The sequence below is a fragment of the Planococcus sp. TJ-301 genome (assembly GCF_058268475.1).
Genome location: NZ_JBZDOH010000003.1, coordinates 320,680 through 346,952, shown reverse-complemented (window position 1 = coordinate 346,952; position 26,273 = coordinate 320,680). Strand labels below are relative to the sequence as shown.

The window sequence follows — 26,273 nt, the reverse complement described above, 5'->3', positions numbered from 1 at the left end:
ACGATGAGGTAGATAGGTTCGGAGTGGAAGCGTGGCGACACGTGCAGCTGACGAATACTAATCGATCGAGGACTTAACCAAAACCGTGGGCACGGATTGCCCGTTTCGTTTCAATGTCGAATATCCAGTTTTGAGGGCGCAAGCACTCAAGAAAATAGTCCAGTGATGATGGCAAAGAGGCCACACCCGTTCCCATCCCGAACACGGCAGTTAAGCTCTTTTGCGCCGATGGTAGTTGGGGGTTTCCCCCTGTGAGAGTAGGACGTCGCTGGTCTATTTATATTTTTTGCCTTAATTATTCTAATGCCATGCTTCCATAGCTCAGCAGGTAGAGTGCTTCCATGGTAAGGAAGAGGTCACCGGTTCGAATCCGGTTGGGAGCTTATTTTTACAAAGAGGTTTCTGTAAAAAGATTAAACAAAAAATGATCAAGGCCCCTTGGTCAAGCGGTTAAGACACCGCCCTTTCACGGCGGTAACACGGGTTCGAATCCCGTAGGGGTCACCATTATGGAGGATTAGCTCAGCTGGGAGAGCATCTGCCTTACAAGCAGAGGGTCGGCGGTTCGATCCCGTCATCCTCCACCATGTTTTTTAAAAATTTAAATAGCGGTGGGGTAGCGAAGTGGCTAAACGCGGCGGACTGTAAATCCGCTCCTTCGGGTTCGGCAGTTCGAATCTGCCCCCCACCACCAGTTTTATATCAGGCATTGGGGTATAGCCAAGCGGTAAGGCAACGGGTTTTGATCCCGTCATGCCCTGGTTCGAATCCAGGTACCCCAGCCATTTTTTTATGAGCCATTAGCTCAGCTGGTAGAGCATCTGACTTTTAATCAGAGGGTCGAAGGTTCGAATCCTTCATGGCTCATCTTTATTTCTTGCGCCTGTTCAGCGCGGGGCCTTAGCTCAGCTGGGAGAGCGCGTCGCTGGCAGTGACGAGGTCAGGGGTTCGAGCCCCCTAGGCTCCATTGTTCCATGTGTATTTGTACTATCCATGTGTAAAAAGGCCGCATCCATTCAATTGGATGCGGCCTTTTTTTAGTTTCCGACGTATTCCGATTGCGGCCGGAATATAACGTTGTCGCTTTGCTGCTCCAAGACATGGGCGGTCCATCCGACGATGCGGGCAATGCTGAAGGACGGCGTGAACAATTCCGGCGGCATGTCGATCGAGCGCATGATGGCGGCTGCGTAGAATTCAACATTCGTGTGCAGCGCGCGTCCCGGTTTATGGAGGTTTAACAACCGGATGATTTCTGTTTCGGCGGCCGTCGCCAGATCGAGCCAATTGTCCTCGCCTTGCAAAACGAGGCATTTCTTTCGGAGGATGACTGAGCGCGGATCTTCGGTGCGGTAAATGCGATGGCCAAAGCCCATGATTTTTTCGCCGCTCTCCAATTTGGTTCGGATGACGCTTTCGATGCGGGCGGGCGTTTGGATTTCCTCCAGCAAGTCGATGACGCCGGAAGGAGCTCCGCCGTGCAAAGGGCCTTTTATCGTTCCAAGAGCGGACGTGATGGCTGCTACCATATCTGATTCAGTGGATACGGTGACGCGTGCGGCAAAAGTAGAAGCGTTCATGCCGTGTTCCATGGTCAATTTCAAGTATGTGTCCAAAGCTTCAATATGCACGTTTGCGGGCTCCTGGCTGTACAGCATCCACAGGAAATTTGCAGTGTGGCCAAGGTCTTGGCGCGGTTCTACGGGCTTCAAGCCCTGTTTTAAACGATAAAGCATGGCTGCCATCACCGGAAGTGCTGCGGTCAGCGCAAATGCCTGGTTTTTCGGGCTGCGCTGACTGAATTCGGTACTGCTGAAAGCCGAAACGAGCGTCCGCAGGTTGTCCATGATCGAAACATCGGTCGGCAGCAGTTCTGCAATCGCTGCTACGTGTGCGGGCAAGATGCGTTCTTTTTTCAGCCCTTCCACGAGTGCATGCAATTCATTTTCCTCCGGCCAAGCGCCGTTCCACAAGAAAAACGCGGTTTCTTCAAATGTTTTCCCCTCCACTGCCTTGTCTACCGGCAGTCCGCGGTACTTCAGCTCGCCTTTATCCCCGTCAACCGAGGCGATTTTAGTTTGTACAGCTACTACGCCTTTTAAGCCTTTCTGGAACATGTGAATTCCTCCTTTTTTATCAGCATACTCCGCATCTATGATAATGAAAATTAAAGATATATAATTGAATCAATCAAAATATTTAATTAAAGGAGAGGGCAATATGGAATTGGCGTGGCTGAAAACGTTCGTTGATGCTGCTGAAACAGGAAACTTCCGCAAGACGTCGGAACGCCTGCTAATGTCACAGCCGAATGTTACGGTGCATATTAAGTTATTGGAGGAATTTCTGGGCATTGCGCTTTTTAAACGGGAAAATAACAGAGTGGCGTTGACGGAAGCGGGCCGGCGATTCAAACCACAGGCAGAAGGTGTGCTCAATCAGCTTGAGCGGAGCATCGAAGGACTTCATGCGTTTGAACAAGGCTACCGGAAGAAATGGACATTGGCCATCTCGCCGCTGATGGCGGAAACAGTTCTGCCTTATATATTGAAGTCGTTCATGCGGGACCATCCGGACATTGAACTTGTTATCCGCGTAGAAGAGTCGGAAGGGATTGAGGAGCTTGTGGACACCGGGGAGGTATCTGCGGGCCTCTCTGCGCTGCCTTCGGTGCGGCGCAGTGTGATCCACGAAACTGCCTACCGCGACCGGCTCTTGTTCATCTTGCCAAGGGATGCTTACGATGATGAGGGCGGACCCGCCATTTCCATTGAAACGGTGCTGCAATCGGCATTTTTGTTTACTCATCACCATCCGGTCTTTTGGGACGAGTTGCTGCTGAAACTGCGGCGGGACATGCCGGGCTTGCGGACGATGAAAGTGACGCAAACCCACATCGCCAAACGCTTTATCCAGGAAGGGCTTGGCATGTCGTTTCTGCCGGCTTCTATGGTGCGGCGCGAGTTGATCGAAGGCAGGCTGATGGATGCCCATTTCGATTTGTTTCCGCTGCCTGAAGTTTTGACTTATTATTTAGTGAAAGAGATGGGTGCGTTGGAACGTGAATTTTTAGAGCGCATCCAAGCGGTCCATTTCAGTTAGAAAGGGTGATTTGTAATGATGGAACATTCTGGGGTACGGCTAAGGACGTTAGAACACAGTGACATACAGGCTTTGTGGGAACTACACACACCGGCTATTTTTGAGCATATGCTGACGAAAGTGAAGAATTTCGACGAGATGAAAGCATGGATCGAGGCGGGAATCGGCCGCAGCAATGTGCTGGGATTTGTGGTGGAGGAGATGGAAACTGGAAGAATCATTGGCACGACGCGGATTGCTATGATCGACCGCAAAAACAGGAGCTGCGAAATCGGATCCACTTTCTATGCCGAATCCGCACAGCGCAGCCACGTCAATACGGCTGTAAAAACGATGCTGCTAGCGCATTGCTTCGAAGAAATGGGCATGATCCGTGTCCAGTTTAAAACCGATGCAGAAAATCAACGTTCTCAACAAGCGCTGGAAAGGCTTGGCGCTGTCAAAGAAGGAGTGATCCGCAACGAACGGATCCGATCGACCGGCAAGCCAAGGGATGCTGTGCTTTACGCAATCATCGACAGTGAATGGCCGAATGTCAAAGAACGTTTGATTAATAAAATGAATAAATATACTTAAATTTGTCAGGTTGAGCCATTGCAACAAGAGAAGTTACAATGGACTTAGACTTCAAAGGGGGTATAAAATAATGAATAAAAAGAACATCTCGATTATTGGTGTACCAATGGACCATGGACAGAACCGCCGCGGCGTAGACATGGGGCCAAGCGCAATCCGCTATGCGGGCGTTGTAGACCGCATTGAAAGCCTGGGCTACTCGGTGACAGATGAAGGGGACATCCAAATCGGACAGGCAGACGGCAAACTTGATGCTGACACGAATTTGCGCAATTTGAAGATTGTCACGGAAGCGACTGAAGCTTTGGGCGCGAAAGTGTTTGAAGTGGCAGAAGCAGGCAATTTCCCGCTCGTACTTGGCGGAGACCACAGCATCGCAATCGGCACATTGGCCGGCATTTCTGAACGCCATGAAAACTTGGGCGTCATCTGGTACGACGCGCATGCAGACATGAACACGAGCGACACTTCACCATCCGGCAATATCCACGGCATGCCGCTTGCGGCAAGCTTCGGCCTAGGCCATGAGCAATTGACGCATATCCGCGGCTATTCACCAAAAGTGAAGCCGGAGAACATCGTTATCATCGGCGCACGTTCGGTTGACCCAGGAGAACGTGAATTGATCAAAGAACTCGGCATCCGCGTATACAGCATGCACGAAATCGACAGCATGGGAATGCATGCCGTCATCGATGACGCGATCCAGTACTTGAAAGAAGAACGCCGTACGGACGCTGTGCATTTGTCGCTTGACCTCGACGGCATTGACCCGATGTACACGCCAGGTGTCGGCACACCAGTTCCAGGCGGCATCACGTACCGTGAAAGCCATTTGGCAATGGAATTATTATTCGATGCCGGGATCATCACTTCTGCGGAATTTGTGGAAGTCAATCCGATTCTTGACGAGAAAAACCGCACAGCGGATGTTGCTGTAGCGCTAATCGGCTCCTTACTAGGGGAAAAACTACTATAAAACAGGCGAAAGCCTGTTTTTTTTATGGGCTTTTTTATTCATTGAAATTTAAATAAGATGGGATTTTCTGGGCAAGATTTGTTAGGATAGAAGTTGAGAAATAAAATGAAACTTTATGAAAAGTAATCCGTATATAAAAGACAGCCGCATAGGCGGAGGGAAATGAGAGCATGGATGCTTTAGTGAATAAACGAATAAAACAAGTGTTAAAAGGGGATCAACAGGCATTTGCAGAGATTGTTGAATTGTACCAGCACCAGCTGTTCCAAATTTGCTATCGCATGCTCGGCAATCGGCACGAAGCGGAAGACATCGCCCAGGAGGCTTTCACACGCGCCTATGTGAATTTGCATACCTTTGACCAGCAGCGGAAGTTTTCGACGTGGCTTTACCGCATCGCGACGAATTTATGCATTGACCGGATCCGCAAGAAAAAGCCGGATTATCACCTTGATGCGGAAGTACGCGGCACAGAAGGGCTGAATATGTACTCGTCGATTGCGAATGACGACCAACTACCGGAAGAAGAATTGATGAAGATGGAAGTACAGGAACGGGTACAATATGAAATTAGCCGCTTGCCAGATAAGTACCGTGCCGCTATTGTATTAAAGTACATTGAAGAATTGCCGCTGGCGGAAATCAGCGAAATTTTGGATTTGCCGCTTGGTACCGTGAAGACGCGTATACACCGGGGGCGAGAAGCTCTTCGGAAGCAATTGAGCAATTTGTAGGAGGCGAGCACGATGACGACGTGTCCGGAAAAAATCATCCGATTCATGGATGATTATTTAGACGGGGATTTAGAGCCCGAAGATGAAGCGGTGCTGAAAGGCTATTTGGAAAGCTGCAGCGATTGCCGCAAGATGTATCATGAATTGACCAAGACGATTGCCTTAGTGCAAAGTGCTTCGCATATACAGGCGCCTGCCAGTTTTGTCCAGAAGACGATGGAGCGGCTGCCAAAAGAAAAGAAACGCGGCAGTGCCCAGCGCTGGTTCAGGCAGCACCCGTTCGTTACAGCCGCAGCGTTGTTCATCTTGATGATGAGCGCTGCGCTGTTTACGAGTTTCAATGAAGACCAGCAATTTGCATTCACCAAACAGCCGAATCTGCAGGTAGAGGACGAAACGGTCATTGTACCGAAAGGAATGGTCGTCGACGGCGATTTGACCATCCGCAATGGCGATCTTAGGGTAGAAGGCGAACTAAACGGCGACGTGACGATCGTCAACGGCCAGTTTATGGCTTCGAGCGGTGTGATTACCGGTGAAATTGAAGAAATCGACCAGATTTTCGAATGGTTGTGGTACGGCATCAAGGAAGTTTCAAAAGATGCTGCCGCTATTTTCAGCAGCAACAATAGTGAAGACAAGTAGAGCCTATCCTTCCAGGGATAGGTTTTTTCTTTCGGGGCAAGTAAAATCGGGTTATGATATACTAAAGTATATGCAGATGTTGAAAAGCGAGGGTTGCAGATGCCGTTTTTGGATAATTTAACAAATCAAACACCACTCGAACTTTTAGTGAATGTCATTGATATTTTATTAGTATGGTTCGTTGTCTATAAATTGATCACCCTCATTAAAGGGACTAAGGCTGTCCAATTATTGAAGGGGATATTCTTCATCGTCATTGCGTATCTGATTACCCAAGCGCTCAATTTGGAGACGCTCGGCTGGATCATGCAACAAGTTCTGAATTGGGGCTTTTTGGCTATCATCATCATCTTTCAGCCGGAAATGCGCCGCGCATTGGAGCAGCTGGGGCGAGGAAAGCTATTTTCCAGCAGCACGCTGAACGAAGAATCTGAGCGCAACCGATTGATCGAAGCCATGGTCAAGTCAGTCAGCTATATGGCGAAACGCCGAATCGGTGCGTTAATCTCGATTGAACGCGAAACCGGATTGAGTGAATACATCGAAACGGGAATTCCGATGAACTCCGACATTACGTCAGAGTTATTGATCAATTTATTCATTCCCAATACGCCTTTGCACGATGGTGCAGTTATCATCCAGCGAAACCGGATTGCAGCGGCGGCTTGCTATTTGCCGCTGTCAGAAAGCCCTTTTATCTCAAAAGAGCTGGGAACGCGCCACCGGGCAGCGCTTGGCATCAGTGAAGTGACAGACGCTATTACAGTCATTGTCTCAGAAGAGACAGGTGCAATCAGCCTGACAGCCAATGGCGATCTGCATCGCAACTTGTCGCTCGAGGATTTTGAAGCGAAATTGCGCAGAATCTGGTTCGGAGCCGAACAGCAACAGCAAGCGGATTCTTCCTGGTGGAACTGGAGGGGGAAAAAGAATGGATAATTTGATGGACAGCCCTTGGTTTTTACGGATCATGGCATTGTTGCTCGCATTCCTGTTATTCTTTTCCGTCAAAGCGGCTGATGATACGAATAGCGCAGTCGACAGCGGAACAATTACTGAAAAAATTGAAGATGTGGCATTGGAAGTTTATTATGATGACACCAATTTAATGGTTAGCGGCCTGCCTGAGACGGTGGACTTGACGATTTCAGGTCCGACGAGCGTCGTGCAGACTACGCGCCAATTAAAGGATTTTACGTTATTCGTCGATTTGCGGGACTTGGAAATGGGAGAGCACCGCATTTCAATTCAGACAGAGAATTTGTCTGAGCAATTGCGGGTGCAGATGGACCCGGCATTTGTTGAAATCAACATTGAGGAACGAGTAAGCCAGGAATTCCGCATCGATCCGGAATTGAACGAACGCCTTCTTGCAGAGGGCTTCGTGCTCGAGAGCATGGTGGCCGATCCGAATTCCGTTATGGTGACAGGGCCGAAAAGCGTCATTGACTCTATCAGCTTTGTTAAAGCAACCATTACGGGTGAGCCCGGCATCAACAAGTCGTTTGAAACAGAGGCGCGCGTGCGCGTCCTTGCCAATGATTTGACGAAGCTTGAAAATGTCACGATTGAGCCTGAAGCGGTCCAAGTGGCGGTCGGTATCGAAGAATACAGCAAGGAAGTGCCTGTGAGCTTGAGCCAAAGCGGCGAGCCGCCAGCGGGCATCACCATCAATTCACTGGAATCCTCTGTAGAGAATGTCCGGATTTATGGGCCGAAAAACATCGTCGACGAGATCGCGGAATTGCCGGTGGAGGTCGATGTAGCGGATATCACAGCTGCTAATTCAGAGCTCGATATCGATTTGCTGCTGCCGAACGGAATCACTTCACTGGATCCGGAAAAGATCACGGTTGAAGCGGATATAACGGTCGAGAATGAGCTTGAGATGCCTGCAGGCACTTGAAAATTGCCGAATTTCGGCAAAAGCCCTTCTTGAATTTTGCTGTTTTGCGCAAAATGCATTAAAGTATAAAAATGGATTATTCTGTAATGAAGATAGAGTCAAAAGGAGAGAACATAATGGGTAAATATTTTGGAACTGATGGTGTGCGAGGTGTAGCTAATAGCGAACTGACACCTGAATTAGCTTTTAAATTAGGTCGCTTCGGCGGTTATATATTAACAAAGAGTTCGAAAGAAAAGCCGAAGGTATTGATCGGCCGCGATACGCGGATTTCAGGGGAAATGCTTGAAGGCGCATTGGCTGCAGGCTTGCTGTCAGTAGGGGCGGAAGTAATGCGCCTCGGCATCATCAGCACACCGGGAGTTTCTTATTTGACGCGTGTCATGAGCGCTGAAGCAGGCGTCATGATTTCAGCTTCTCATAACCCGGTAGAAGACAACGGCATCAAGTTTTTCGGTTCGGACGGCTTTAAACTGTCCGACGACCAGGAAGCGGAAATCGAAGCGCTGCTTGATAGCGAAGTAGATTTATTGCCGCGTCCGACAGGCGGAGACCTTGGCAGCATTACGGATTATTTCGAAGGCGGTCAAAAATACATTCAGTACTTGAAGCAGACAGTAGATGAAGAGTTCACAAATATCCATGTAGCGTTGGATTGCGCACATGGTGCGACTTCAACATTGGCGACGCATGTTTTCGCAGATCTGGATGCTGACATCTCATCAATGGGTGCTTCACCGAACGGCTTGAATATCAACGATAAAGTGGGCTCGACGCATCCGGAGAAGTTAGCAGAATTGGTATTGGCTAAAAATGCCGACATCGGTCTTGCATTTGATGGCGACGGCGACCGTTTGATCGCGGTGGACGAAAAAGGCAAGATTGTCGATGGCGACCAAATCATGTACGTCATCGCGAAATACCTGCATGGTGAAGGCCGTTTGAAAAAGAACACAGTCGTTTCGACTGTTATGAGCAATATGGGCTTTTACAAAGCATTGGAAGAGCACGGAATGGAAAGCAGACAGACCGCTGTCGGTGACCGCTACGTGGTTGAAGAAATGAAAAAGAACGAATACAATCTGGGCGGCGAGCAATCGGGCCACATCATTTTCCTGGATTACAATACAACCGGCGACGGCTTGTTGACAGGCCTTCAATTGGTGAACATCATGAAAGTGACCGGCAAGAAATTGTCGGAGCTGGCTGGAGAAATGACGATCTTCCCACAGAAACTGGTGAATATCCGCGTCACCGATAAGCATGCTGTAACTGACAATGCGAAAGTTGCTGCAAAAATTGCGGAAGTCGAAGCGGAAATGGGAGGCAACGGCCGTGTGCTGGTGCGCCCATCCGGAACAGAGCCATTGGTTCGCGTCATGGTTGAGGCATCATCCGCTGCTGCTTGTGAAGAGTATGTAGAACGCATTGCCGAAGTCGTGCGCGCAGAAATGGGCATGAAATAAAATAGCTGAAGGAAGCTCTTGAATGCCATGAAAATGGCCAGCAAGAGCTTTTTTTAATAGCCAATAAAGAAAGCGCTTCCAAAAAGAATGGGGTCATTTAAAGGCGCAACAGGGTCCTGAAGCCCTATTTCAATGGGGTTTCATTGACTTTCCAAGTGTTGGGAGGTATGATGAAATTGCCTATTTCGGGCCGCAGGAAAAGGGGGATAGCAAAGCGTACAAGGAAAATAGTTGAAGCGCCTGTACTGGAAAAATCGGATGGACAAATCTGTTTCCAGTAGACGAGGAGGAGGAGTATCGATGTTTCGGCGGATACCTCCCGGCCGCGAAGCCCGGTCGTAATATCTTGCATCCAAAACAGCTGAGTGATCGGTTGGACAACGGTGTGGATGGGCTCATCGGAAGCGTTTGCGAACGTAGGCAAACGCTCATTTTGACTTATAGGAAAATGGAGGAATTTAAAATGTGTGGAATTGTAGGATATATCGGGGAAAATGATTCAAAGGAAATTTTGTTAAAAGGGTTGGAACGATTGGAATACCGTGGATACGATTCAGCGGGTATTGCAGTGCGCGGCGGTGAAGGCGTCACAGTATTCAAAGAAAAAGGCCGCATTGCTGATTTGCGCGCAATCGTAGCAGATGAAGTAATGGGAACGACGGGAATTGGGCATACGCGCTGGGCGACTCATGGCAAACCGAATAAAGTCAATGCCCATCCACACCAAAATACTTCGGACCGCTTCACGATCGTCCATAATGGCGTTATCGAAAACTATCATCATTTGCAGCGCGATTATTTGGCTGGCGTTGAAATGGATTCAGACACGGACACAGAAGTAATCGTCCAGTTGATCGGCAAGCTAGTTGCAGAAGGCATGACGACAAAAGAAGCGTTCAGCAAAACTTTGACATTGTTGAAGGGTTCATACGCAATCGCGTTATTGGACGCTGAAGAAGCGCAGACGATCTTTGTTGCGAAAAACAAGAGCCCGTTGCTTGTTGGACTTGGTGAAGGCTTTAATGTTGTCGCAAGTGATGCAATGGCAATGCTTCAGGTCACGAACCAATTTGTGGAATTGATGGACAAAGAAATCGTCATCGTCCGCAAAGACAGCGTTGAAATTTCAACATTGGACGGTGAAGTGGTAAGCCGCCAACCGTTCACAGCGGAAATCGACATGAGCGATATCGAAAAAGGGACATACCCTCATTATATGTTGAAAGAAATTGACGAGCAGCCTGCAGTTATGCGCAAAATCGTTCAAGCTTACCAGGACGGCGCAGACCAATTGACAATCCAGCCGGAAATCCTGGATGCGATGAAAAATGCAGACCGCATTCACATTATCGCAGCAGGTACAAGCTATCACGCTGGTTTGATCGGCAAAGAATACATCGAGAAAATGGCGCACATTCCAGTAGAAGTGCATGTAGCGAGCGAATTCGGCTACAACATGCCGCTTCTGTCTGAAAAACCATTATTCATCTTTATCTCGCAATCAGGCGAAACGGCTGATAGCCGCCAAGTTCTTGTGAAGATCAAAGAGATGGGCCACCCATCATTGACGATCACAAACGTTGCCGGTTCTACGCTTTCACGTGAATCGGATTACACGTTATTGTTGTACGCAGGCCCTGAAATTGCCGTCGCGTCGACAAAAGCATACACAGCACAAATTGCTGTCTTGTCGATCTTGTCAGCAGTAACAGCACAGTCCAAAGGCCTTGAAATCGGCTTTGACCTCGTGCAGGAACTTGGAATCGTTGCAAACGCGATCCAAGCCCAAGTGGACATGAAAGAAGAAATGGAGCAAATTGCCCGTGACTTCCTTTCAACTACACGCAATTGCTTCTTTATCGGCCGCGTAATGGATTATTTCGTTGGTCTTGAAGGCGCATTGAAACTGAAAGAAATTTCGTATATCCAAGCGGAAGGTTTTGCCGGCGGCGAATTGAAGCACGGAACGATCGCTTTGATCGAAGAAGGCACTCCGGTTATCGCGCTTGCAACGCAAGAAGCGGTTAACCTAAGCATCCGCGGAAACGTCAAAGAAGTAGCAGCACGCGGCGCTCACCCATGCATCATTTCAATGGAAGGCTTGCAGGAAGAAGGCGACAGCCTTGTGCTTCCGAAGGTCAATGAATTGTTGTCACCGCTTGTCTCTGTTATCCCAATGCAGTTGATCAGCTATTACGCAGCGCTTCACCGCGATTGCGACGTAGACAAGCCACGCAACTTGGCTAAGTCTGTAACAGTGGAATAAATCCGTTTGTAAATAAATATAGAAAAAAATGACGTTCGAAAAGTGGCCAGCCACTTTTGCGAACGTCTTTTTTTAGGTTCAGGAATAGAAAAAGCCTGCCCTCTGCTGAGAGAGGGCAGGCACATATTTCATAGTCTACAAATCCGCTTGAACAAAGAACTGAGATTGTACATAGTTATACGTTACTTTGGAAAAGTCGAATGGCTGGCCATTGGTTAAGTGGAAAATGGATTCCACGTATAGTTTGGGATCGCCTTCTTTCAGCTCTAAATACTGAGCTTCTTCAGCGGTCAATTTGTTGACATGAAGAAACGTATCGGCAAATCCAATACTCAAGCCCAACCCTTCCGTAATGTAATTAAAAATCGATTCAGTGATGATTTCGTTGTTCAAATATGTGACGATTGATTTGGTGAAATACGATTCCTCCAGGCACAGCGTCTGTCCGTGGATAAACCGGATTCTTTTGACGTAGTAGACATCGTCGCCGACGCCGATATTCAAATTAAGCGCAGCTTCTTTTGTCGGTTTTCGTACGTCGAGTTCGATCACTTTTGACGTGAGTTGAAATTCTTCCAACATTTTTTTGAAGCCTTGATTCGACAGCAAGCTGATATAGCCATTTCTCTTATGCCTTCTGACAAAAATCCCGCTGCCTCGAACTTGAAATACGACACCTTTTTTCTCTAACAATTCCAATGCTTTCGTCACTGTACTTTTGCTGACATGGAACTGGAGCATCAAATCTTGCAGGACTGGCAGCTTAGCGCCTTGCTGCAGCTTATGTTCTTCTATGTAATTTTCCAGTTCGTCTGCGATGTGCTGATATTTTAACATGGGCATACCTCTTTGCTTTATGGTCTAAATGATACCCGAATTATAACATACAGCCTTTAAAAGCTCATCCAATCAAATATTATCATACTAATTAAATTGTGTACTACTTGATTAATTGTACCGGTACAATTAATATAAAGGGGCATTCAACAAAATTAATGACGATTCTTAAAGAGGGAGTGAGATAGAATGGGTAAATTACCAAATGATTTTTTATGGGGCGGCGCTTTAGCGGCCCACCAATTTGAAGGTGGATGGGACCAAGGCGGAAAAGGGCCGAGCGTTGTGGATGTCATGACGGCTGGCGCGCACGGTGTAGCCAGAGAAATAACCGAAACAATCGAGGCCAACAAATTTTATCCGAACCACGAAGCCATTGATTTCTACAGCAAATACAAAGAGGATATCGCTTTGTTTGGTGAAATGGGATTAAAATGCTTGCGGACATCCATCGCCTGGAGCCGGATTTTTCCGAAAGGCGACGAAGCGGAGCCGAACGAAGAAGGCTTGAAATTCTATGACAATGTGTTTGATGAATTGCTGAAGCACGGAATCGAACCGGTCATCACGCTTTCCCATTTTGAAATGCCGCTGCATTTGGCAAGAGAATACGGGGGATTCAGAAACCGTAAAGTAGTAGACCATTTCGTCAAGTTTGCCGAAGTTTGCTTTAACCGATATCAGGACAAGGTGAAATATTGGATGACCTTCAACGAAATCAATAACAAAATGGACGTAGACAATCCGCTATTCCTATGGACAAACTCAGGTGTAGTTGTCCAGGAAGGTGAAAATGCGAAAGAAGTGATGTACCAAGCAGGCCATCATGAACTGCTTGCAAGCGCACTCGCTGTATCCGCCGGAAAAGATATCAATCCCGAATTCAAGATTGGAGCCATGGTTTCCCATGTGCCGATTTATCCGTATTCTTCAAATCCGGCAGATGTGATGCTGGCAGAAGAAGAAATGAGACAGCGCTATTTCTTCCCGGATGTTCATGTACGCGGCCATTACCCAAGCTACGTGTTAAAAGAGTTTGAACGTGAAGGTTATACCATCCAAATGGAACCGGGCGATGACGAAATTCTAAGAAACGGCAAAGTGGATTATGTGGGCTTTAGTTATTACATGTCCACGACGGTGAACAGCAATGTTCAAAATGGTGATTACGGTAATATCGTGACCGGCGGATTGCCGAATGTCGTAGAAAATCCATACATCAAATCGAGCGACTGGGGCTGGGCGATTGACCCCACGGGCTTGAGATATGTATTGAATCGCCTTTACGACCGTTACCAGATTCCTCTTTTCATTGTTGAAAACGGTTTTGGCGCAATTGATACAGTCGAAGAAGATGGCTCAATCCATGACGCGCAAAGAATCGACTATTTGAAATCCCATATCGAGGCATTGGAAAAAGCCGTCACATACGATGGCGTCGATCTGATGGGCTATACACCATGGGGAATCATCGATATTGTGTCGTTCACAACCGGCGAAATGAAAAAACGCTACGGCATGATTCACGTTGACCGCGATAACGAAGGAAATGGATCGATGAAGCGTTCTAAAAAGGATTCGTTTGAATGGTATAAAAAAGTGATTCAGACGAATGGTGAGGAATTGTAAAAGAAAGCTATTTCAGAAAGCGTCCGCAAAGTGATAAGTCACTTTACGAACGCTTTTTTTGTCGTATTATGGAAGAAGAGTTTACTTGGAACAGGGGGAATAGGTCAATGAAAATCCAGATTATTGGCGGGTCGGGTACCGGAAAGACCACTTTGGGGAAGTTTATCGGCGAAAAAGAAAGAGTGAAATGGATTGATACAGACAGTTACATCTGGAAAGATGATATTTTTACAGAAAGCTATTCTGTTGAAGAGCGATTGGCGATGTACCGGAGGGATATGGAATCTTCCAAAAGCTACGTGGCTTCGGGTTCTGTCTATGCCTGGTGCAAAGATGGCTTTAGCGACCGGAATTTGCTGGTTTTTCTTTTTCTTGATGAAGATCTCCGGCTGGAGAGGCTGCGCGCAAGGGAATTCGAGCGGAACAGCCTATTTTCGCTTAATGAACATGAAGAAATGACGAATGAGTTTTTGGAATGGTGCCAGACGTATTTAAAGGCTGAAGACAAGGACATGGTCGGAACGTATGCTGAGCATGCTCACCAAATGGAAGAATCCAAGAGTCCGGTGCTGAAGCTCGATAGTTCATTGCCGCTTGAAGAGCTCCACGCTAGAATCATGGAAGCCTATAAACTTTCTTCAAAAGAGCTGCGCTGACGCCGCGTTCTGGATTATACATAGAAAAGCGACAAAAAATAACTGCGGGACTGGTAATGCATCCTATTAGGGGCCAGGGTGTTTTTTTTCGGCCATCCCCAGTGCGGCCAATTCCAGCATATGGCCGAACGCACCGCCGTTAAAATACAGCACGGACATAGGAAAGTCTAAAAATTCCTCGAAGTTAAAAAGAATATAGTTCGCTTTCCAAACCAAAAAGTATAAAGTGAACGCGTTCCAATCCCATTTGCCGATTTTTTTACTGCTGATGACACGCCAGATGACAGCGGGGATGACAAGGGCGATAAGGTGGCGATCCACACAGCAGGAATTGTGGCGTTGCCGATTTGGTACAAATTCATTTCGGGACACTCCTTTCTCAACCTAATTATATGCGGTATGAGGTATGCGGCGAGAGAGATGCAAGAACTTAAGATTGGTTGTGCCGCTTTAAAGGATTCCGGTTCGGCGGAATCGAAAGTAAACAAGATGGCATCGCATACAATGTGCATATAAGATTAAAAAAATCAGCAAAGAAGGTTGATGGCATGAAAGCGTCTGATGAAATTTTGGAAGTCTGGAAACGGTTTGATGGATTCCCGATGGAAACCTTGACGAAGGCGTGGTTTTTCAGAAGAGCTGGTGGCCAAAAGCAGCGCTCTGTTGAATTGATGAAGCAGCAACGGCAGCAATATAACATTACTGGGAATTGCTTTGATCTGGCGTTGTGGCTGTTGGACGAATTCCGAAAAGAAGGGATTAAAGCTTATCCGGTCGGCAGCGAATTGGGGACCGAGGAAGCTCATGCGGCAGTAGTAGCAGAAGACAAGAGAGGCCGGCGCTATTTATGCGACCTTGGCGACCAATGGCTGCAGCCGGTGCTTTTAGATGCGGACGATCCGGCATTCAGCAGGGAAAGGATCGCAGGTTTTTTCCCGGGAGCGGAAGTCCAGATATCCGCAGCTAATGGCAACGCGGAAATTGTCTATTACCGGCCAGGAGGTAAAATGTCGCGGCAAACGTATGAGCTGGACCCGGTAGATGACAACGTGTTCTGGCAAGCAGCGGAATTTTCGCAAAACCACGTCTATCCGAAACCGCTTTTAGAAGTGCGTGTGCCTTATAAAGAGGAAACGGCGCATTGGGAGTTTGATGATTGGAAAAGCTTCCTCAGCACGTCAGAGGGGCTTTTCCGTGACCGACCGGCAGCGGATCTTGCAGAGTGGGTGGAGCGGATCCACGGCAGGACGGGGTATGACAAGGAATTCCTATTAGAAACACTGGAGATTTACAAAGCGATGGAAGAGAGGTGAATGGAGCGTGTTCAAAGCGGCAATATTTGATTTAGACGGCACGTTATTGGACCGCGATCGGTCGATTGCTTCCTTTATAGGGGTTCAATACGACCGGTTCCCTGGAGAGCTCGGGCATATCCCGAAAAGACAGTATGTGCAGCGGTTCATTGAACTGGATGCGAGAGGCTATCGCTGGAAAGACCTAGTCTATCAGCAGCTGATCGAGGAATTCGGCATAACGGGTATTTCCTGGGAAATAATGCTGGCAGATTACGTCAGCCGATTCAAAGAACATTGCATGGGTTTTCCAGGGCTCGAGGAAATGCTTCAAAATCTGGAAAAGAGCGGCATCCAATTGGCGATTATTACGAATGGGCCGGGGCAGCTGCAGATGGATAGCATCCGAACGCTCGGCATTGAAGGATATTTTAGCGTAATTTTGGTGTCGGGGATAGAAAACATGTCTAAGCCCGATCCGCGCATATTTGAAAAGGCGCTGAAGGCAATGGGTGTCAAAGCCCATGAAGCAGTGTATATCGGCGACCATCCGGAAAACGATGTAGTGGCAGCCAAGGCGGTAGGCATGTCGGCGATCTGGATGGAAAACCCGTATGGGCAGGCGCCAAGCGCCGACTTTTCCATCACCCATTTGCAGCAATTGCCTGCGCTGATCGCACATGATGCAATTGAGATCAGGGAATTTGAACCGTTGCATGCTGAAGAAATCGTTGCGCTGTTTTACGGCACAGTCCATTCGGTCAATGCGGCGGATTATTTGCCGGAACAGCTCGCTGCATGGGCGCCTGAAGTGCTGCGGCAAGAGAAGGTGAAACAATGGCGCATTTCTCTTGCTGAGAACAAAACATTTGTCGCTTGGAAAGACGGAAACCTTGCCGGATTCGCTGACTTGGCGGCTGGCGGCAAATTGGAACGTTTGTATGTCCACAAAGATTATCAACGTCAAGGGATTGCAGGCCGGCTGCTTTGGGAAATCGAGCAAGCAGCACTGGTGCAAGGGCTGGCAAAGCTTATTGTGGACGCCAGCATCACCGCGAAGCCCTTTTTTGAACATTACGGGTTTGCCGTTACCCAACCGCGAACTGTAATGCGCCTTGGAGTGCAGCTGCAAAACTACCGTATGGTTAAAGCATTAGCCGGCACATCTGGAAATAATGATTGAACTATGACGTTAAGTGAAGGATTGAAAGGAGACAATATGGAAATTCAGACAAAGCGATTGGACTTGGTGCCATGCACGCCTGAAAACTACAGCGATTTCGCGGCCCAATACGATATGGGACCGCACATTAATATGCATTTGGCGGAATTGGAAGACAGACCTGAGTTGCTGGGCTGGGGCGTGTGGATGGTCGTATGCCGGCGGGATGGCAAAGTTATTGGCGACGCCGGCTTTAAAGGGATTCCAGACAGCGGCGGAGTGGTTGAAATCGGCTATGGCATCGCGGTGGAAGCGCAAAATCAGGGCTTTGCCACAGAAGCAGTTAACGGGCTGATTGAATGGGCTTTCCAAACAGGCCGAGTGATGCAGGTAATCGCTGAATGCGCGCATGGCAATGCCGCCTCGATAAAAGTGCTCGAAAAGCTGGGCATGCACCAGACAGGGGCGGATGATGAATTGGTTTTTTGGGCACTAAAAAAATAGAGTTCAGAAAAACTTTACATCCATAAAAAAAACAGGCGGGGAAACTCATTGAGTTTTTCCCGCCTGTTTCTGTCAGAACGCATCAAAAATAATAAAAAGCAGTGGATAAGAGCAATGAACCGGCACTTAACAGCATGCCGATGATAAAGAAGTTTTTCCGCGCCGGAAAAACTTTCTCGAAGCTGGGATTTTCAAACGAGCGTTTTTCGCTTTCCCGGATCAATTGTTCTTTTTTATTTACTTTTGCAAAAAAGTTTTTTGTGCTATGGATGAACGCTTCGAAAAACTTTCCTTCGATGAGGGACATCACCGCCGCCGCCATGAGAAGAAAGAGGCTGACCAAGAATACAGCGTCTAGCCATTTGATAAAGCTCCACGGAGTATACAGCATAAATGACAGAATAATTGAAGAAAAGATGGAGACGCTGAACAGTAGTAGTTTTGAAGTCATATAATTGGTCCTTTCCTTGAATAATTATAGATTACCATGCATTTCTAATTTTAGAAAATTTAAATATTTTGTTGCCTAAATTGTAAATTACTATTATGATTAAAAAGAATTATTAGAAAACACAGGGGGTAGAAAAATGGGGAAAAAGATGAAAGCCCAAGCTTTATTGGTTTTAATGTCATTCGTCTTAATATTATCCGGATGTAACTTTAACTCTTCCGAAAGCTCTTCAGAAGGGTCGGGATCAGAAGGCGGCGAAGAAACAGCGGGCCAAGTATTGAATGTTTCAGCTGTTGCTGATATTCCTACAATGGATTCTACAAAAGCACACGATGGCGTAGCATTCACAGTGCTAAATAATGTCAACGAAGGCTTGTACCGCCAAGATGAAAATCATGAGCCGATTGACGCTTTAGTAGCAGAACATACAGAAAACGAAGATCAGACTGTACATACGTTCACATTGCGCGATTCAAAATGGAGCAATGGCGAGCCGGTTACAGCACAGGATTTTGAATATGCTTGGAAGCGCGTCATGAAAGATGCGAGCCCATACAACTTCATGTTCGTTACAGCAAGCATCAAAAATGCTGAAGCAATCATGAACGAAGAAGTGGATGCTGAGGAATTGGGTGTTAAAGCGATTGATGAAAAAACATTGGAAGTTACGCTGGAAAGCGCAAACCCATTACTTCAGTCATTGTTGACTTTCCCAACATTCTTGCCGCAAAACCAGAAATTCGTTGAAGAGCAAGGCGATCAATATGCACTTGAAGCAGAAAACCTATTGTTTAACGGACCTTTCAAATTGGTTGAATGGACGCACGAGCAAGGCTGGAAATACGAAAAAAATGCAGACTACTGGGACGCAGAAGCGGTTAAATTGGATACGATCAACGCTTACGTTGTAAAAGATTCAACTACTGGTGTCAACTTGTATGAAACAAACAAAGTGGATCGTGTTGACCTGAGCTCTGAGTCTGTAGAGCAATTCAAAGACGATGCGAACTTCAATACGATTTTGGAGCCGAGCATGATTTTCTTGCGCTTCAACCATAACCATCCAGTGCTGGGCAACAAGAAAGTCCGCCAAGCAGTGAATATGGCAATTGATAAAAAGAGTTTGACAGATGTTATCTTGAAAGACGGCTCTACACCTCTTAACGGAGTGGTGCCAGCAGGATTCTTCACAAATCCGGATGGTACGGACTTCCGTGAATTGAACGGCGATTTCAACACAGGTACGGTTGAAGAAGCGCAAAAATTATTCGCTGAAGGCCTTAAAGAAGCTGGCGTTGCGGATGTAACGGCATCAATCAACATTTCAGATTCTGACGACCACAAAAAAGTGGCGGAATACCTTCAGGCACAGCTTGAAGAAAATCTTCCAGGCTTTAAACTCGAGATCAAAGCAGTGCCATTCGCACAGCGCTTGGAAATTGAAAAAGCGATTGAATACGACTTGTCATTGTCTTCATGGGGCCCGGATTACAGCGACCCGATGACATACTTGGATATGTGGCTAAAAGACGGTTCTGCTAACCGCATGGACTACCACAACCCAGAACTTGACGCATTAGTATCACAAGCACGCGTTGAAACTGACGCAGCGAAACGCTACGAAATGCTGTTGAACATTGAAAAAATCCTCTTGGAAGAAGATGCTGCAATTGCACCGCTTTACCAAGACGGATCAGCTATCTTGATGAGAGATAAAATCAAAGGTTTAATTGTCCACCCTACTGGTGCTACATTCTCTTATAAGTGGACATCTATCGAAGAATAATTTGCAGATTATGCAGCTATAGATACGAGGGTGTAGCCGAGTAATGGGCGCCCCTCGTATTTTTTTCATCCAGAACAGACTTACCATACAGAAATAGGGGTGTTCCTATGAAACGGTATCTAATCCAGCGGATTGGTTACATGATTATTACGCTTTTTATCATTGTCACTGCAACGTTTTTCCTTATGCAGCTGCTTCCTGGAACTCCATTCACCAATCCGGAAAAATTGACGGCTGGGCAAATGGCAGTGTTGAACGCGAAGTATGGGCTGGATCAGCCAGTTGGCATCCAGTATCTCCGATATATCGGCAACTTGGTGCAAGGCGACTTAGGCTATTCTTTCCAACATGAAGGACGGACTGTGGAAAGCATGATCAGCAGCCGGATCGGCCCTTCGGCATTTATCGGCTTGCAGGCGCTGATCATTGGAGCGATTGTCGGAATGGTGCTCGGCATCATTTCCGCATTAAAGCATAATTCACTTTTCGATTACGGTTCTGTAGCTCTTGCTGTTTTGGGGATGTCGATTCCGTCATTCGTCTTTGCAGCTTTGCTGCAGTATTATGTAGGCGTTAAGCTCGGCTGGCTTCCGGTCGCGCTATGGGAAGGCTATTCGAGCACCCTGTTGCCGTCGATTGCACTGTCGGTAACTGTAACGGCGACAGTCGCGCGGTTTATCCGCAGTGAAATGCTTGAAGTCATCGGCCAGGATTATGTCATTACCGCACGCGCAAAAGGGATGACCGAAAAGCAGGTTGTGGTGAAGCACGTTATCCGCAACGCGCTGATTCCGGTTGTCACGATGCTTGGACCACTGGCGGTTTCCATTATGACCGGTACGCTGGTCATTGAAAAAATCTTTTCGGTGCCGGGGCTGGGGGAGCAATTCACATTGTCTATTCTGGTGCTCGATTACAGCGTTATCATGGGAATCACTATTTTCTATAGCGCGCTGTTCATCTTTGTCGTCTTTGTCGTCGACATCATATACGGTTTCCTGGATCCTCGCATCAATTATAGGGGGGAATCAGCATGACAGAATTAGACGCGAAATTGCCGGGCAAGCGAGGGATTGAAACGCATGGCGAATACACGCCGGACGGCATCCCGGCCGACCTTTTTGTGAAATCGCCGCTTGACCAAAGCAAAAGCGAAGAAATCGGTACGCCTTCCCAGTCGTTCTGGAAAGAAGCGTTCCATCGCCTTGCTAAAAACAAAGGTGCCATGATTTCGTTGGTGTTGTTGGTGTTCTTAATCGTCTTGGCGCTGATCGGGCCGGGCATGAATGAATTCACGTACCGCGAACAAAACTTGGCTCATTCCAATTTGCCGCCGAAAGTGGAAGGCATGGAATGGCTCGGCTTTAATGGCTTGAACGCACAAGGCACGGATGTTTACGCCGAGCGGCAAGTGGAAACCAATTATTGGTTCGGTACGGATGAATTTGGCCGCGACTTGTGGACGCGTGTTTGGACAGGGACGCAAATTTCCTTGTTCATCGCAGTTGTGGCTGCGGCACTCGATTTAATTATCGGCGTGATTTATGGCGGGATTTCCTCGTTCTACGGCGGGCGGGTGGATAACGTCATGCAACGGATTATTGAGGTGCTGATGGGGATACCGAACTTGATCGTCATCATCCTCTTTATCCTGGTGCTTGAACCGGGCGTCCGTTCCATCATTTTGGCAATGGTCATCACCGGCTGGGTTGGCATGGCACGAGTTGTGCGGGGGCAGATCCTGCAATTGAAAGGCCAGGAATTCGTCTTGGCTTCCCGCACACTCGGTGCTTCGAACGGCCGCTTGATCACGAAGCATCTGCTGCCGAACGTTATGGGGCCGATTATCGTCACGGTCATGTTCACTATTCCGACAGCGATATTTTTTGAAGCCTTCTTGAGTTTTATCGGCCTTGGCTTGCAGGCGCCGCTTGCATCGCTCGGCGTATTGATCGAAGACGGCTATAAATCAATGAGGTACTTCCCGTATAAATTGATTTTCCCTGCGCTTGTTATCAGCACGATCATGATTTGCTTCAACTTGCTGGGTGACGGTTTGCGCGATGCATTAGATCCAAAAATGAGAAAATAGGGGAGGGTCCTATCCGATGAAAGAAAATATTTTGACAGTTGATAATCTGCATGTTTCATTCAAGACCCAAACCGGTAAAGTCACTGCTGTCCGCGGTGTCAGCTTTGAGCTGAAAAAAGGCGAAACACTGGCGATTGTCGGTGAATCGGGCTCGGGGAAATCCGTGACGGCGAAATCGATCATGCGTTTATTGCCAAAACACAATACCGAAATCAGCAAAGGCGATATTCTTTATGGCGAAAAAAGCCTTCTGAGCCTCTCTGCCAAAGAAATCACCGATATCCGCGGCTCCGAAATTTCGATGGTGTTCCAGGACCCGATGACGTCGCTGAATCCGACGATGAAAGTCGGCAAGCAAATCATGGAGGGCCTCCAGCGCCATCAGAACATGACGAAAGCACAGGCACGCGACCGTGCGCTCGAGATGCTGAAATTAGTAGGGATTCCGAAAGCGGAGCAGCGGCTGGACAATTACCCGCATCAATTTTCCGGAGGAATGCGCCAGCGCGTCGTCATTGCTTTGGCACTTGCCTGCAATCCGAAAGTACTGATTGCAGATGAGCCGACAACAGCGCTTGACGTCACCATCCAAGCGCAAATTCTGGACTTGATGAAAGATCTGCAGCAAAAAACAGACACGGCTATTATCCTAATCACTCATGATCTCGGTGTCGTCGCCAATATGGCGGACCGAGTTGCTGTCATGTACGGCGGCAAGATTATCGAACAAGGAACGCTGGATCAGATTTTCTATAATCCACAGCATCCTTATACACTCGGTCTCCTTAAATCGATGCCGAAGCTCAATGAAGACAAAGGACAGCCGCTATTGCCGATTGCCGGCTCTCCGCCAACGCTCGCAACGCTTGGCGAAGGATGCGCTTTTGCGGCAAGATGCCCGCATACAATGAAAGTATGCCATTCGTATACGCCGCACGATACCGAAGTGGAACAAGGCCATACAGCGGCATGCTGGCTGCAGGATGCACGGACACCGAAAGCGGAGCCGGCTTCTGAGCCGGAGGCAATGCTAGGTGTCAATTAACAAAAGTTACAGTGGGAAAAGCTTGCCTTAGGGTGAGCTTTTTTCTTTTTGCATAAGCGGGCATCTACTAGTTTCTTTGTTTCAGGTGTTTCTTCAAACAATCTTTTTTATCTGAAAAATCTGAAAGTTTGATTGACTTTTGGATTTTAGTAGAGAATAATGAATGGAATACCTTCTAAAAAAAGGAAGAGAAAAATGACGTTAGAACTCCTCGCTTGTATGATTTCATCGGTTTGATTTTCCCTCTCAGAAAAGCCATCCATCCATGTTCTCCGATTCACCGTTAACGGGTTTGTTTTGTGTGCAAATCGGTAGAACGTTATTTTTCCGCATCAGAAGAAAAAAGCAGTTCTAAAAAAGAAGGGGGAAAATAGGATGAAGAAAAATGCTGTGTGGTCGTTCGTTATTGTACTAATCATTAGTATGTTGGCAGCTTGCGGTTCAGGAGATGCTAAAGAAACGGCACAAGGGGAGAAAAAAAGCGGCGCAGATACTGTCCTCAGCCGGATTGAAGAATCCAAAGAGTTGAATGTTGCATTTGAAGGGACGTACCCGCCATTTAATTTCATTGACGATAATGATGAGTACCAAGGATTCGATGTGGATATTTCGAATGAACTCGCCAAACGTCTTGGAGTTGAAGCGAATTTTATTGCCACCAAATGGGATGGGCTGATCGGCGGTTTAAAAGCTGATAAATTTGATATCATTATCGGCCAAATGACCGTGACAGAAGAGCGCAAAAAAAGTGTCGATTTTACGGATCCATATGTAATCACGGGCTCAGTGCTAGTAACGCGTGAAGATACAAATGATATTACGAAACTTGAAGATATTAAAGGAAAGAAAGTCGGCGTTGGCGGAGGGACTACTTTTGAAGAAGTGGCGAATAGCGTTGAAGGTGCCGACGTGAAGTTATACAAAGCCGTCAGTGATTATATCCAGGATTTGACAAACAAGCGTTTGGATGCCATCATCAACGACCAATTGCTGATCAGCTACAACATTAAAGAAGAGGGTCTGCCGATTAAAATAGCGAGTGATATTTTAAATAAAGATGAAATTGGCATGGCGGTCAATAAAGGCAATGAAGATTTTATCGAAAAAGTAAACGTGGCGCTGGGAGAAATGAAAGAAGATGGAACTTACAATGAAATCTACAAAAAATGGTTCGGAACAGAGCCGTTAGAAAATTGATGGATGCTCGAAGTGGCCAAAGGAACATCTTTGTTCCTTTAGTGTTTTCAAGTTAATTGAAGCAAAGCATGGAGAAGGAGGATGAGAAGCTTGCATATCTTTGTCTTGGGCACCGGAATGATTGGCACAACGGTAGTGACGGAAATGAGTAAATTTCCGGAAATCGACGTTATTACGGCTGTGGATTTTAGTCAAGCCAGCATCGATAAATGCTTGGCCATTGCCGATAGCGCGAAAGTGATCGGCAAAGTAGCTGCGTTAAAAACAGAAGAAGATATTGCGCGTGTTTTAACAGGTGCTGACTTGGCTGTAGCCTGCCTTCCTCATTCGCTGAGCTTGGCCGCCATTAAGGCGGCTATCGCCTCCAACTGCCATTTAGTGGATCTCGTGGGCTCTCTGTTCATGGAGAAAATGGATTTGCATGAACAAGCACAGCAGGCAGGCGTCATCATTGTACCGGGATGCGGTGTCGCCCCGGGAATTACAAACTTCTTAGCGGCACAAGGCATAGACCTCTTGGACGAAGCGGCCGAAGCAGTCATGACATGCGGCGGAATTCCGATGCACCCTATTCCACCGTTATGGTATCAAGTGGTTTATCGCCTCGAAAGTTTATTAGGGCTGTATACAAAACCGGCAACGGCTATTGAGGATGGGAAAATCGTCGAATTGGCGCCGCTTTCGAATCTGCAAGAGATTACTTTCCCCGAACCGGTCGGGCTATGTGAAACCGTAATCACCGATGCCCATAGTACAGCTTTCATGTTAAAAGGAAAAGTGAAAAATTTATATGAAAAAACAGTGCGCTACCCAGGACACTGGGAAAAAATGAAAGTGATTGGCGAGCTGGGATTTCTAGATGACAACCCCATTGAAATAGAAGGAACCATGACTACACCCCGGGCTTTTGCCGAGAAAGTACTTGTTTCGAAAATGAAAGGGGATTCGCATGAAGACATTACAGTCTTGCGAGTGGAAGTAACGGGCACAAAAGACGGAAAACGGACCAAGCATTTATGGGAAATGATTGATTTATATGATCATGAACGGAATATTACCTCAATGGCTAAGACAACTGCGCTTCCGGCGCTGATTATAGCGAAACTGATTGCGACAAAGAAAATAACTGAGACAGGGGTTATTCCGATCGAAAGCTTGATTATTCGGGATCGATTCCAGCCATTTCTAAATGAATTGAAACGTTTAGGAATCGACATTGACTACAAAGAAGAAGTTTTCGTTTGAGCGGGATAACATTCATAGCGCTTGTCTGACGGGAGGAACTATGGACTTTACTATTATTATTGATTCATTGCCATCATTATTAAAAGCGACATTAATGACAATTTTCTTAGCAGCGATTTCTATCGTTATCGCATTAGTGATTGGATTTTTTACAGCCATCATCCGGATCCTGAAAGTGAAAGTGTTAAACGAAGTGGCGAATACGTATGTTTCCCTTATGCGGGGAACGCCGTTGCTGGTTCAAATATTCGTCATCTATTACGGCTTGCCGCAAATAGGAATTGCCTTGGATCCGATTTCTTCCGGTGTATTGGCGTTAAGCTTAAATGCGGGTGCTTACCTTTCAGAATCTTTCCGCGCATCCATTTTGGCGGTGGACAGCGGGCAAATGGAAGCCTCGATGTCGATGGGAATGACCTATCCTCAGGCGTTAAAGCGAATCATTTTGCCGCAGAGCTTGCGGATCGCGATTCCAACACTGTCCAATTCGTTTATTGTGTTGATAAAGGATACATCGCTTGTTTCGGTGATTACCGTTACGGAATTATTGCAAATGTCGAGCTTGATCATCGCTAAAACGTTCGAACCGCTGACAATTTATTTAGTGGCCGCAGCAATTTACTGGATTTTGATTTCGTTTTTCACCAAACTATTGGACAGACTGGAAGTGCAGAGTTCCAAATACTTAGTCCGTTGACAAGTT

25 protein-coding genes, 7 tRNA genes and 1 rRNA gene are annotated in these 26,273 nt (G+C 47.1%); 29 read left to right on the top strand and 4 right to left on the bottom strand.

The window, feature by feature from the left end; genetic code table 11:
* The first annotated feature begins 158 nt into the window (after positions 1-158).
* The 8 genes from rrf to AC4EHJ_RS14620 all read left to right on the top strand — a co-directional run bounded on the left by rrf (position 159) and on the right by AC4EHJ_RS14620 (position 967).
* Positions 159-274 (top strand): 5S ribosomal RNA (gene rrf / locus AC4EHJ_RS14655).
* Positions 275-310: 36 nt separating this feature from the next.
* Positions 311-383: transfer RNA gene (locus tag AC4EHJ_RS14650), tRNA-Thr, on the top strand.
* Positions 384-432: 49 nt separating this feature from the next.
* Positions 433-507: transfer RNA gene (locus tag AC4EHJ_RS14645), tRNA-Glu, on the top strand.
* Between the two features lie 4 nt (positions 508-511).
* A tRNA-Val gene (locus AC4EHJ_RS14640) sits at positions 512-587 on the top strand.
* 23 nt (positions 588-610) lie between these two features.
* Positions 611-694, top strand: a tRNA-Tyr gene (locus AC4EHJ_RS14635).
* Positions 695-710: 16 nt separating this feature from the next.
* Positions 711-785, top strand: a tRNA-Gln gene (locus AC4EHJ_RS14630).
* A 9-nt stretch (positions 786-794) separates the two neighbouring features.
* Positions 795-867, top strand: a tRNA-Lys gene (locus tag AC4EHJ_RS14625).
* A gap of 27 nt (positions 868-894) precedes the next feature.
* A tRNA-Ala gene (locus AC4EHJ_RS14620) sits at positions 895-967 on the top strand.
* A gap of 70 nt (positions 968-1,037) precedes the next feature.
* Here the strand turns inward: AC4EHJ_RS14620 and AC4EHJ_RS14615 are convergent.
* On the bottom strand, positions 1,038-2,117 hold the full coding sequence (locus AC4EHJ_RS14615) for a citrate synthase/methylcitrate synthase (RefSeq protein ID WP_490976361.1): 1,080 nt from the start codon (positions 2,115-2,117) through the stop codon (positions 1,038-1,040).
* 103 nt (positions 2,118-2,220) lie between these two features.
* Here AC4EHJ_RS14615 and AC4EHJ_RS14610 point away from each other — a divergent pair, with 103 nt between their 5' ends.
* The 9 genes from AC4EHJ_RS14610 (at position 2,221) to glmS (ending at position 11,674) form a co-directional block, all read left to right on the top strand.
* Positions 2,221-3,102: a LysR family transcriptional regulator gene (locus AC4EHJ_RS14610; RefSeq protein ID WP_490976360.1), complete on the top strand. Its 882-nt coding sequence runs from the start codon at positions 2,221-2,223 to the stop codon at positions 3,100-3,102.
* Positions 3,103-3,117: 15 nt separating this feature from the next.
* Entirely contained in the window at positions 3,118-3,678 is a 561-nt protein-coding gene (locus tag AC4EHJ_RS14605) for a GNAT family N-acetyltransferase (protein WP_490976359.1), read from the top strand.
* 70 nt (positions 3,679-3,748) lie between these two features.
* The gene (gene rocF / locus AC4EHJ_RS14600) at positions 3,749-4,657 is read left to right on the top strand and encodes an arginase (protein ID WP_490976358.1); all 909 of its coding nucleotides are present in this window, start codon (positions 3,749-3,751) and stop codon (positions 4,655-4,657) included.
* Between the two features lie 170 nt (positions 4,658-4,827).
* Positions 4,828-5,391 carry an RNA polymerase sigma factor SigW gene (sigW, locus tag AC4EHJ_RS14595; RefSeq protein WP_490976357.1) on the top strand — a complete coding sequence of 188 codons (564 nt, stop codon included), beginning with the start codon at positions 4,828-4,830 and terminating at the stop codon, positions 5,389-5,391.
* A 12-nt stretch (positions 5,392-5,403) separates the two neighbouring features.
* Positions 5,404-6,036, top strand: a complete 633-nt coding sequence (locus AC4EHJ_RS14590) for an anti-sigma factor family protein (protein ID WP_490976356.1) — start codon at positions 5,404-5,406, stop codon at positions 6,034-6,036.
* 99 nt (positions 6,037-6,135) lie between these two features.
* Positions 6,136-6,975 (top strand): diadenylate cyclase CdaA, encoded by an 840-nt coding sequence (cdaA, locus tag AC4EHJ_RS14585; RefSeq protein WP_135502831.1) that lies wholly within the window; start codon positions 6,136-6,138, stop codon positions 6,973-6,975.
* Positions 6,968-7,942 (top strand): CdaR family protein, encoded by a 975-nt coding sequence (locus AC4EHJ_RS14580; RefSeq protein ID WP_490976355.1) that lies wholly within the window; start codon positions 6,968-6,970, stop codon positions 7,940-7,942. The genes cdaA and AC4EHJ_RS14580 overlap by 8 nt, the downstream gene beginning before the upstream one ends.
* Before the next feature lie 116 nt (positions 7,943-8,058).
* Complete coding sequence (glmM, locus tag AC4EHJ_RS14575; RefSeq protein WP_490976354.1) at positions 8,059-9,408, top strand: phosphoglucosamine mutase; 1,350 nt, start codon at positions 8,059-8,061, stop codon at positions 9,406-9,408.
* A gap of 463 nt (positions 9,409-9,871) precedes the next feature.
* Complete coding sequence (gene glmS / locus AC4EHJ_RS14570; protein ID WP_490976353.1) at positions 9,872-11,674, top strand: glutamine--fructose-6-phosphate transaminase (isomerizing); 1,803 nt, start codon at positions 9,872-9,874, stop codon at positions 11,672-11,674.
* 135 nt (positions 11,675-11,809) lie between these two features.
* Here glmS and AC4EHJ_RS14565 read toward each other — a convergent pair whose 3' ends face one another.
* A complete protein-coding gene (locus tag AC4EHJ_RS14565; protein WP_490976352.1) occupies positions 11,810-12,511 on the bottom strand; it encodes a GntR family transcriptional regulator in 702 nt (233 codons plus the stop codon).
* Between the two features lie 189 nt (positions 12,512-12,700).
* On the opposite strand from AC4EHJ_RS14565, the gene bglA reads away from it, so the two are divergent.
* Entirely contained in the window at positions 12,701-14,140 is a 1,440-nt protein-coding gene (bglA, locus tag AC4EHJ_RS14560) for a 6-phospho-beta-glucosidase BglA (protein WP_490976351.1), read from the top strand.
* Between the two features lie 107 nt (positions 14,141-14,247).
* A complete protein-coding gene (locus AC4EHJ_RS14555) occupies positions 14,248-14,796 on the top strand; it encodes a P-loop NTPase family protein (RefSeq protein WP_490976350.1) in 549 nt (182 codons plus the stop codon).
* 66 nt (positions 14,797-14,862) lie between these two features.
* Here the strand turns inward: AC4EHJ_RS14555 and AC4EHJ_RS14550 are convergent, their stop codons facing one another.
* Positions 14,863-15,168, bottom strand: a complete 306-nt coding sequence (locus tag AC4EHJ_RS14550; protein ID WP_490976349.1) for a hypothetical protein — start codon at positions 15,166-15,168, stop codon at positions 14,863-14,865.
* Between the two features lie 176 nt (positions 15,169-15,344).
* Here AC4EHJ_RS14550 and AC4EHJ_RS14545 point away from each other — a divergent pair, with 176 nt between their 5' ends.
* Genes AC4EHJ_RS14545 through AC4EHJ_RS14535 form a run of 3 tightly spaced genes read left to right on the top strand, consistent with a single transcriptional unit; the run spans position 15,345 to position 17,754 of the window.
* Positions 15,345-16,109, top strand: coding sequence for a hypothetical protein (locus AC4EHJ_RS14545; protein WP_490976348.1), 765 nt, complete (start codon positions 15,345-15,347; stop codon positions 16,107-16,109).
* A gap of 7 nt (positions 16,110-16,116) precedes the next feature.
* Entirely contained in the window at positions 16,117-17,271 is a 1,155-nt protein-coding gene (locus AC4EHJ_RS14540) for a GNAT family N-acetyltransferase (protein ID WP_490976347.1), read from the top strand.
* Positions 17,272-17,307: 36 nt separating this feature from the next.
* Complete coding sequence (locus AC4EHJ_RS14535) at positions 17,308-17,754, top strand: GNAT family N-acetyltransferase (RefSeq protein WP_490976346.1); 447 nt, start codon at positions 17,308-17,310, stop codon at positions 17,752-17,754.
* Positions 17,755-17,836: 82 nt separating this feature from the next.
* Here AC4EHJ_RS14535 and AC4EHJ_RS14530 read toward each other — a convergent pair whose 3' ends face one another.
* Entirely contained in the window at positions 17,837-18,205 is a 369-nt protein-coding gene (locus AC4EHJ_RS14530; RefSeq protein ID WP_490976345.1) for a DUF3899 domain-containing protein, read from the bottom strand.
* A gap of 136 nt (positions 18,206-18,341) precedes the next feature.
* Here AC4EHJ_RS14530 and AC4EHJ_RS14525 point away from each other — a divergent pair, with 136 nt between their 5' ends.
* The 7 genes from AC4EHJ_RS14525 (at position 18,342) to AC4EHJ_RS14495 (ending at position 26,267) form a co-directional block, all read left to right on the top strand.
* On the top strand, positions 18,342-19,991 hold the full coding sequence (locus AC4EHJ_RS14525; protein WP_490976344.1) for a peptide ABC transporter substrate-binding protein: 1,650 nt from the start codon (positions 18,342-18,344) through the stop codon (positions 19,989-19,991).
* A gap of 107 nt (positions 19,992-20,098) precedes the next feature.
* Positions 20,099-21,028 (top strand): ABC transporter permease, encoded by a 930-nt coding sequence (locus tag AC4EHJ_RS14520; RefSeq protein WP_490976343.1) that lies wholly within the window; start codon positions 20,099-20,101, stop codon positions 21,026-21,028.
* Positions 21,025-22,083 carry an oligopeptide ABC transporter permease gene (gene opp3C, locus AC4EHJ_RS14515; protein ID WP_490976342.1) on the top strand — a complete coding sequence of 353 codons (1,059 nt, stop codon included), beginning with the start codon at positions 21,025-21,027 and terminating at the stop codon, positions 22,081-22,083. The genes AC4EHJ_RS14520 and opp3C overlap by 4 nt, the downstream gene beginning before the upstream one ends.
* A gap of 16 nt (positions 22,084-22,099) precedes the next feature.
* On the top strand, positions 22,100-23,128 hold the full coding sequence (locus tag AC4EHJ_RS14510) for an ABC transporter ATP-binding protein (protein WP_490976341.1): 1,029 nt from the start codon (positions 22,100-22,102) through the stop codon (positions 23,126-23,128).
* Between the two features lie 375 nt (positions 23,129-23,503).
* Positions 23,504-24,325 (top strand): transporter substrate-binding domain-containing protein, encoded by an 822-nt coding sequence (locus tag AC4EHJ_RS14505; RefSeq protein WP_490976340.1) that lies wholly within the window; start codon positions 23,504-23,506, stop codon positions 24,323-24,325.
* A gap of 90 nt (positions 24,326-24,415) precedes the next feature.
* Complete coding sequence (locus AC4EHJ_RS14500; protein WP_490976339.1) at positions 24,416-25,570, top strand: saccharopine dehydrogenase family protein; 1,155 nt, start codon at positions 24,416-24,418, stop codon at positions 25,568-25,570.
* 40 nt (positions 25,571-25,610) lie between these two features.
* Positions 25,611-26,267, top strand: coding sequence for an amino acid ABC transporter permease (locus tag AC4EHJ_RS14495; RefSeq protein ID WP_490976338.1), 657 nt, complete (start codon positions 25,611-25,613; stop codon positions 26,265-26,267).
* The last annotated feature ends 6 nt before the right edge of the window (positions 26,268-26,273 follow it).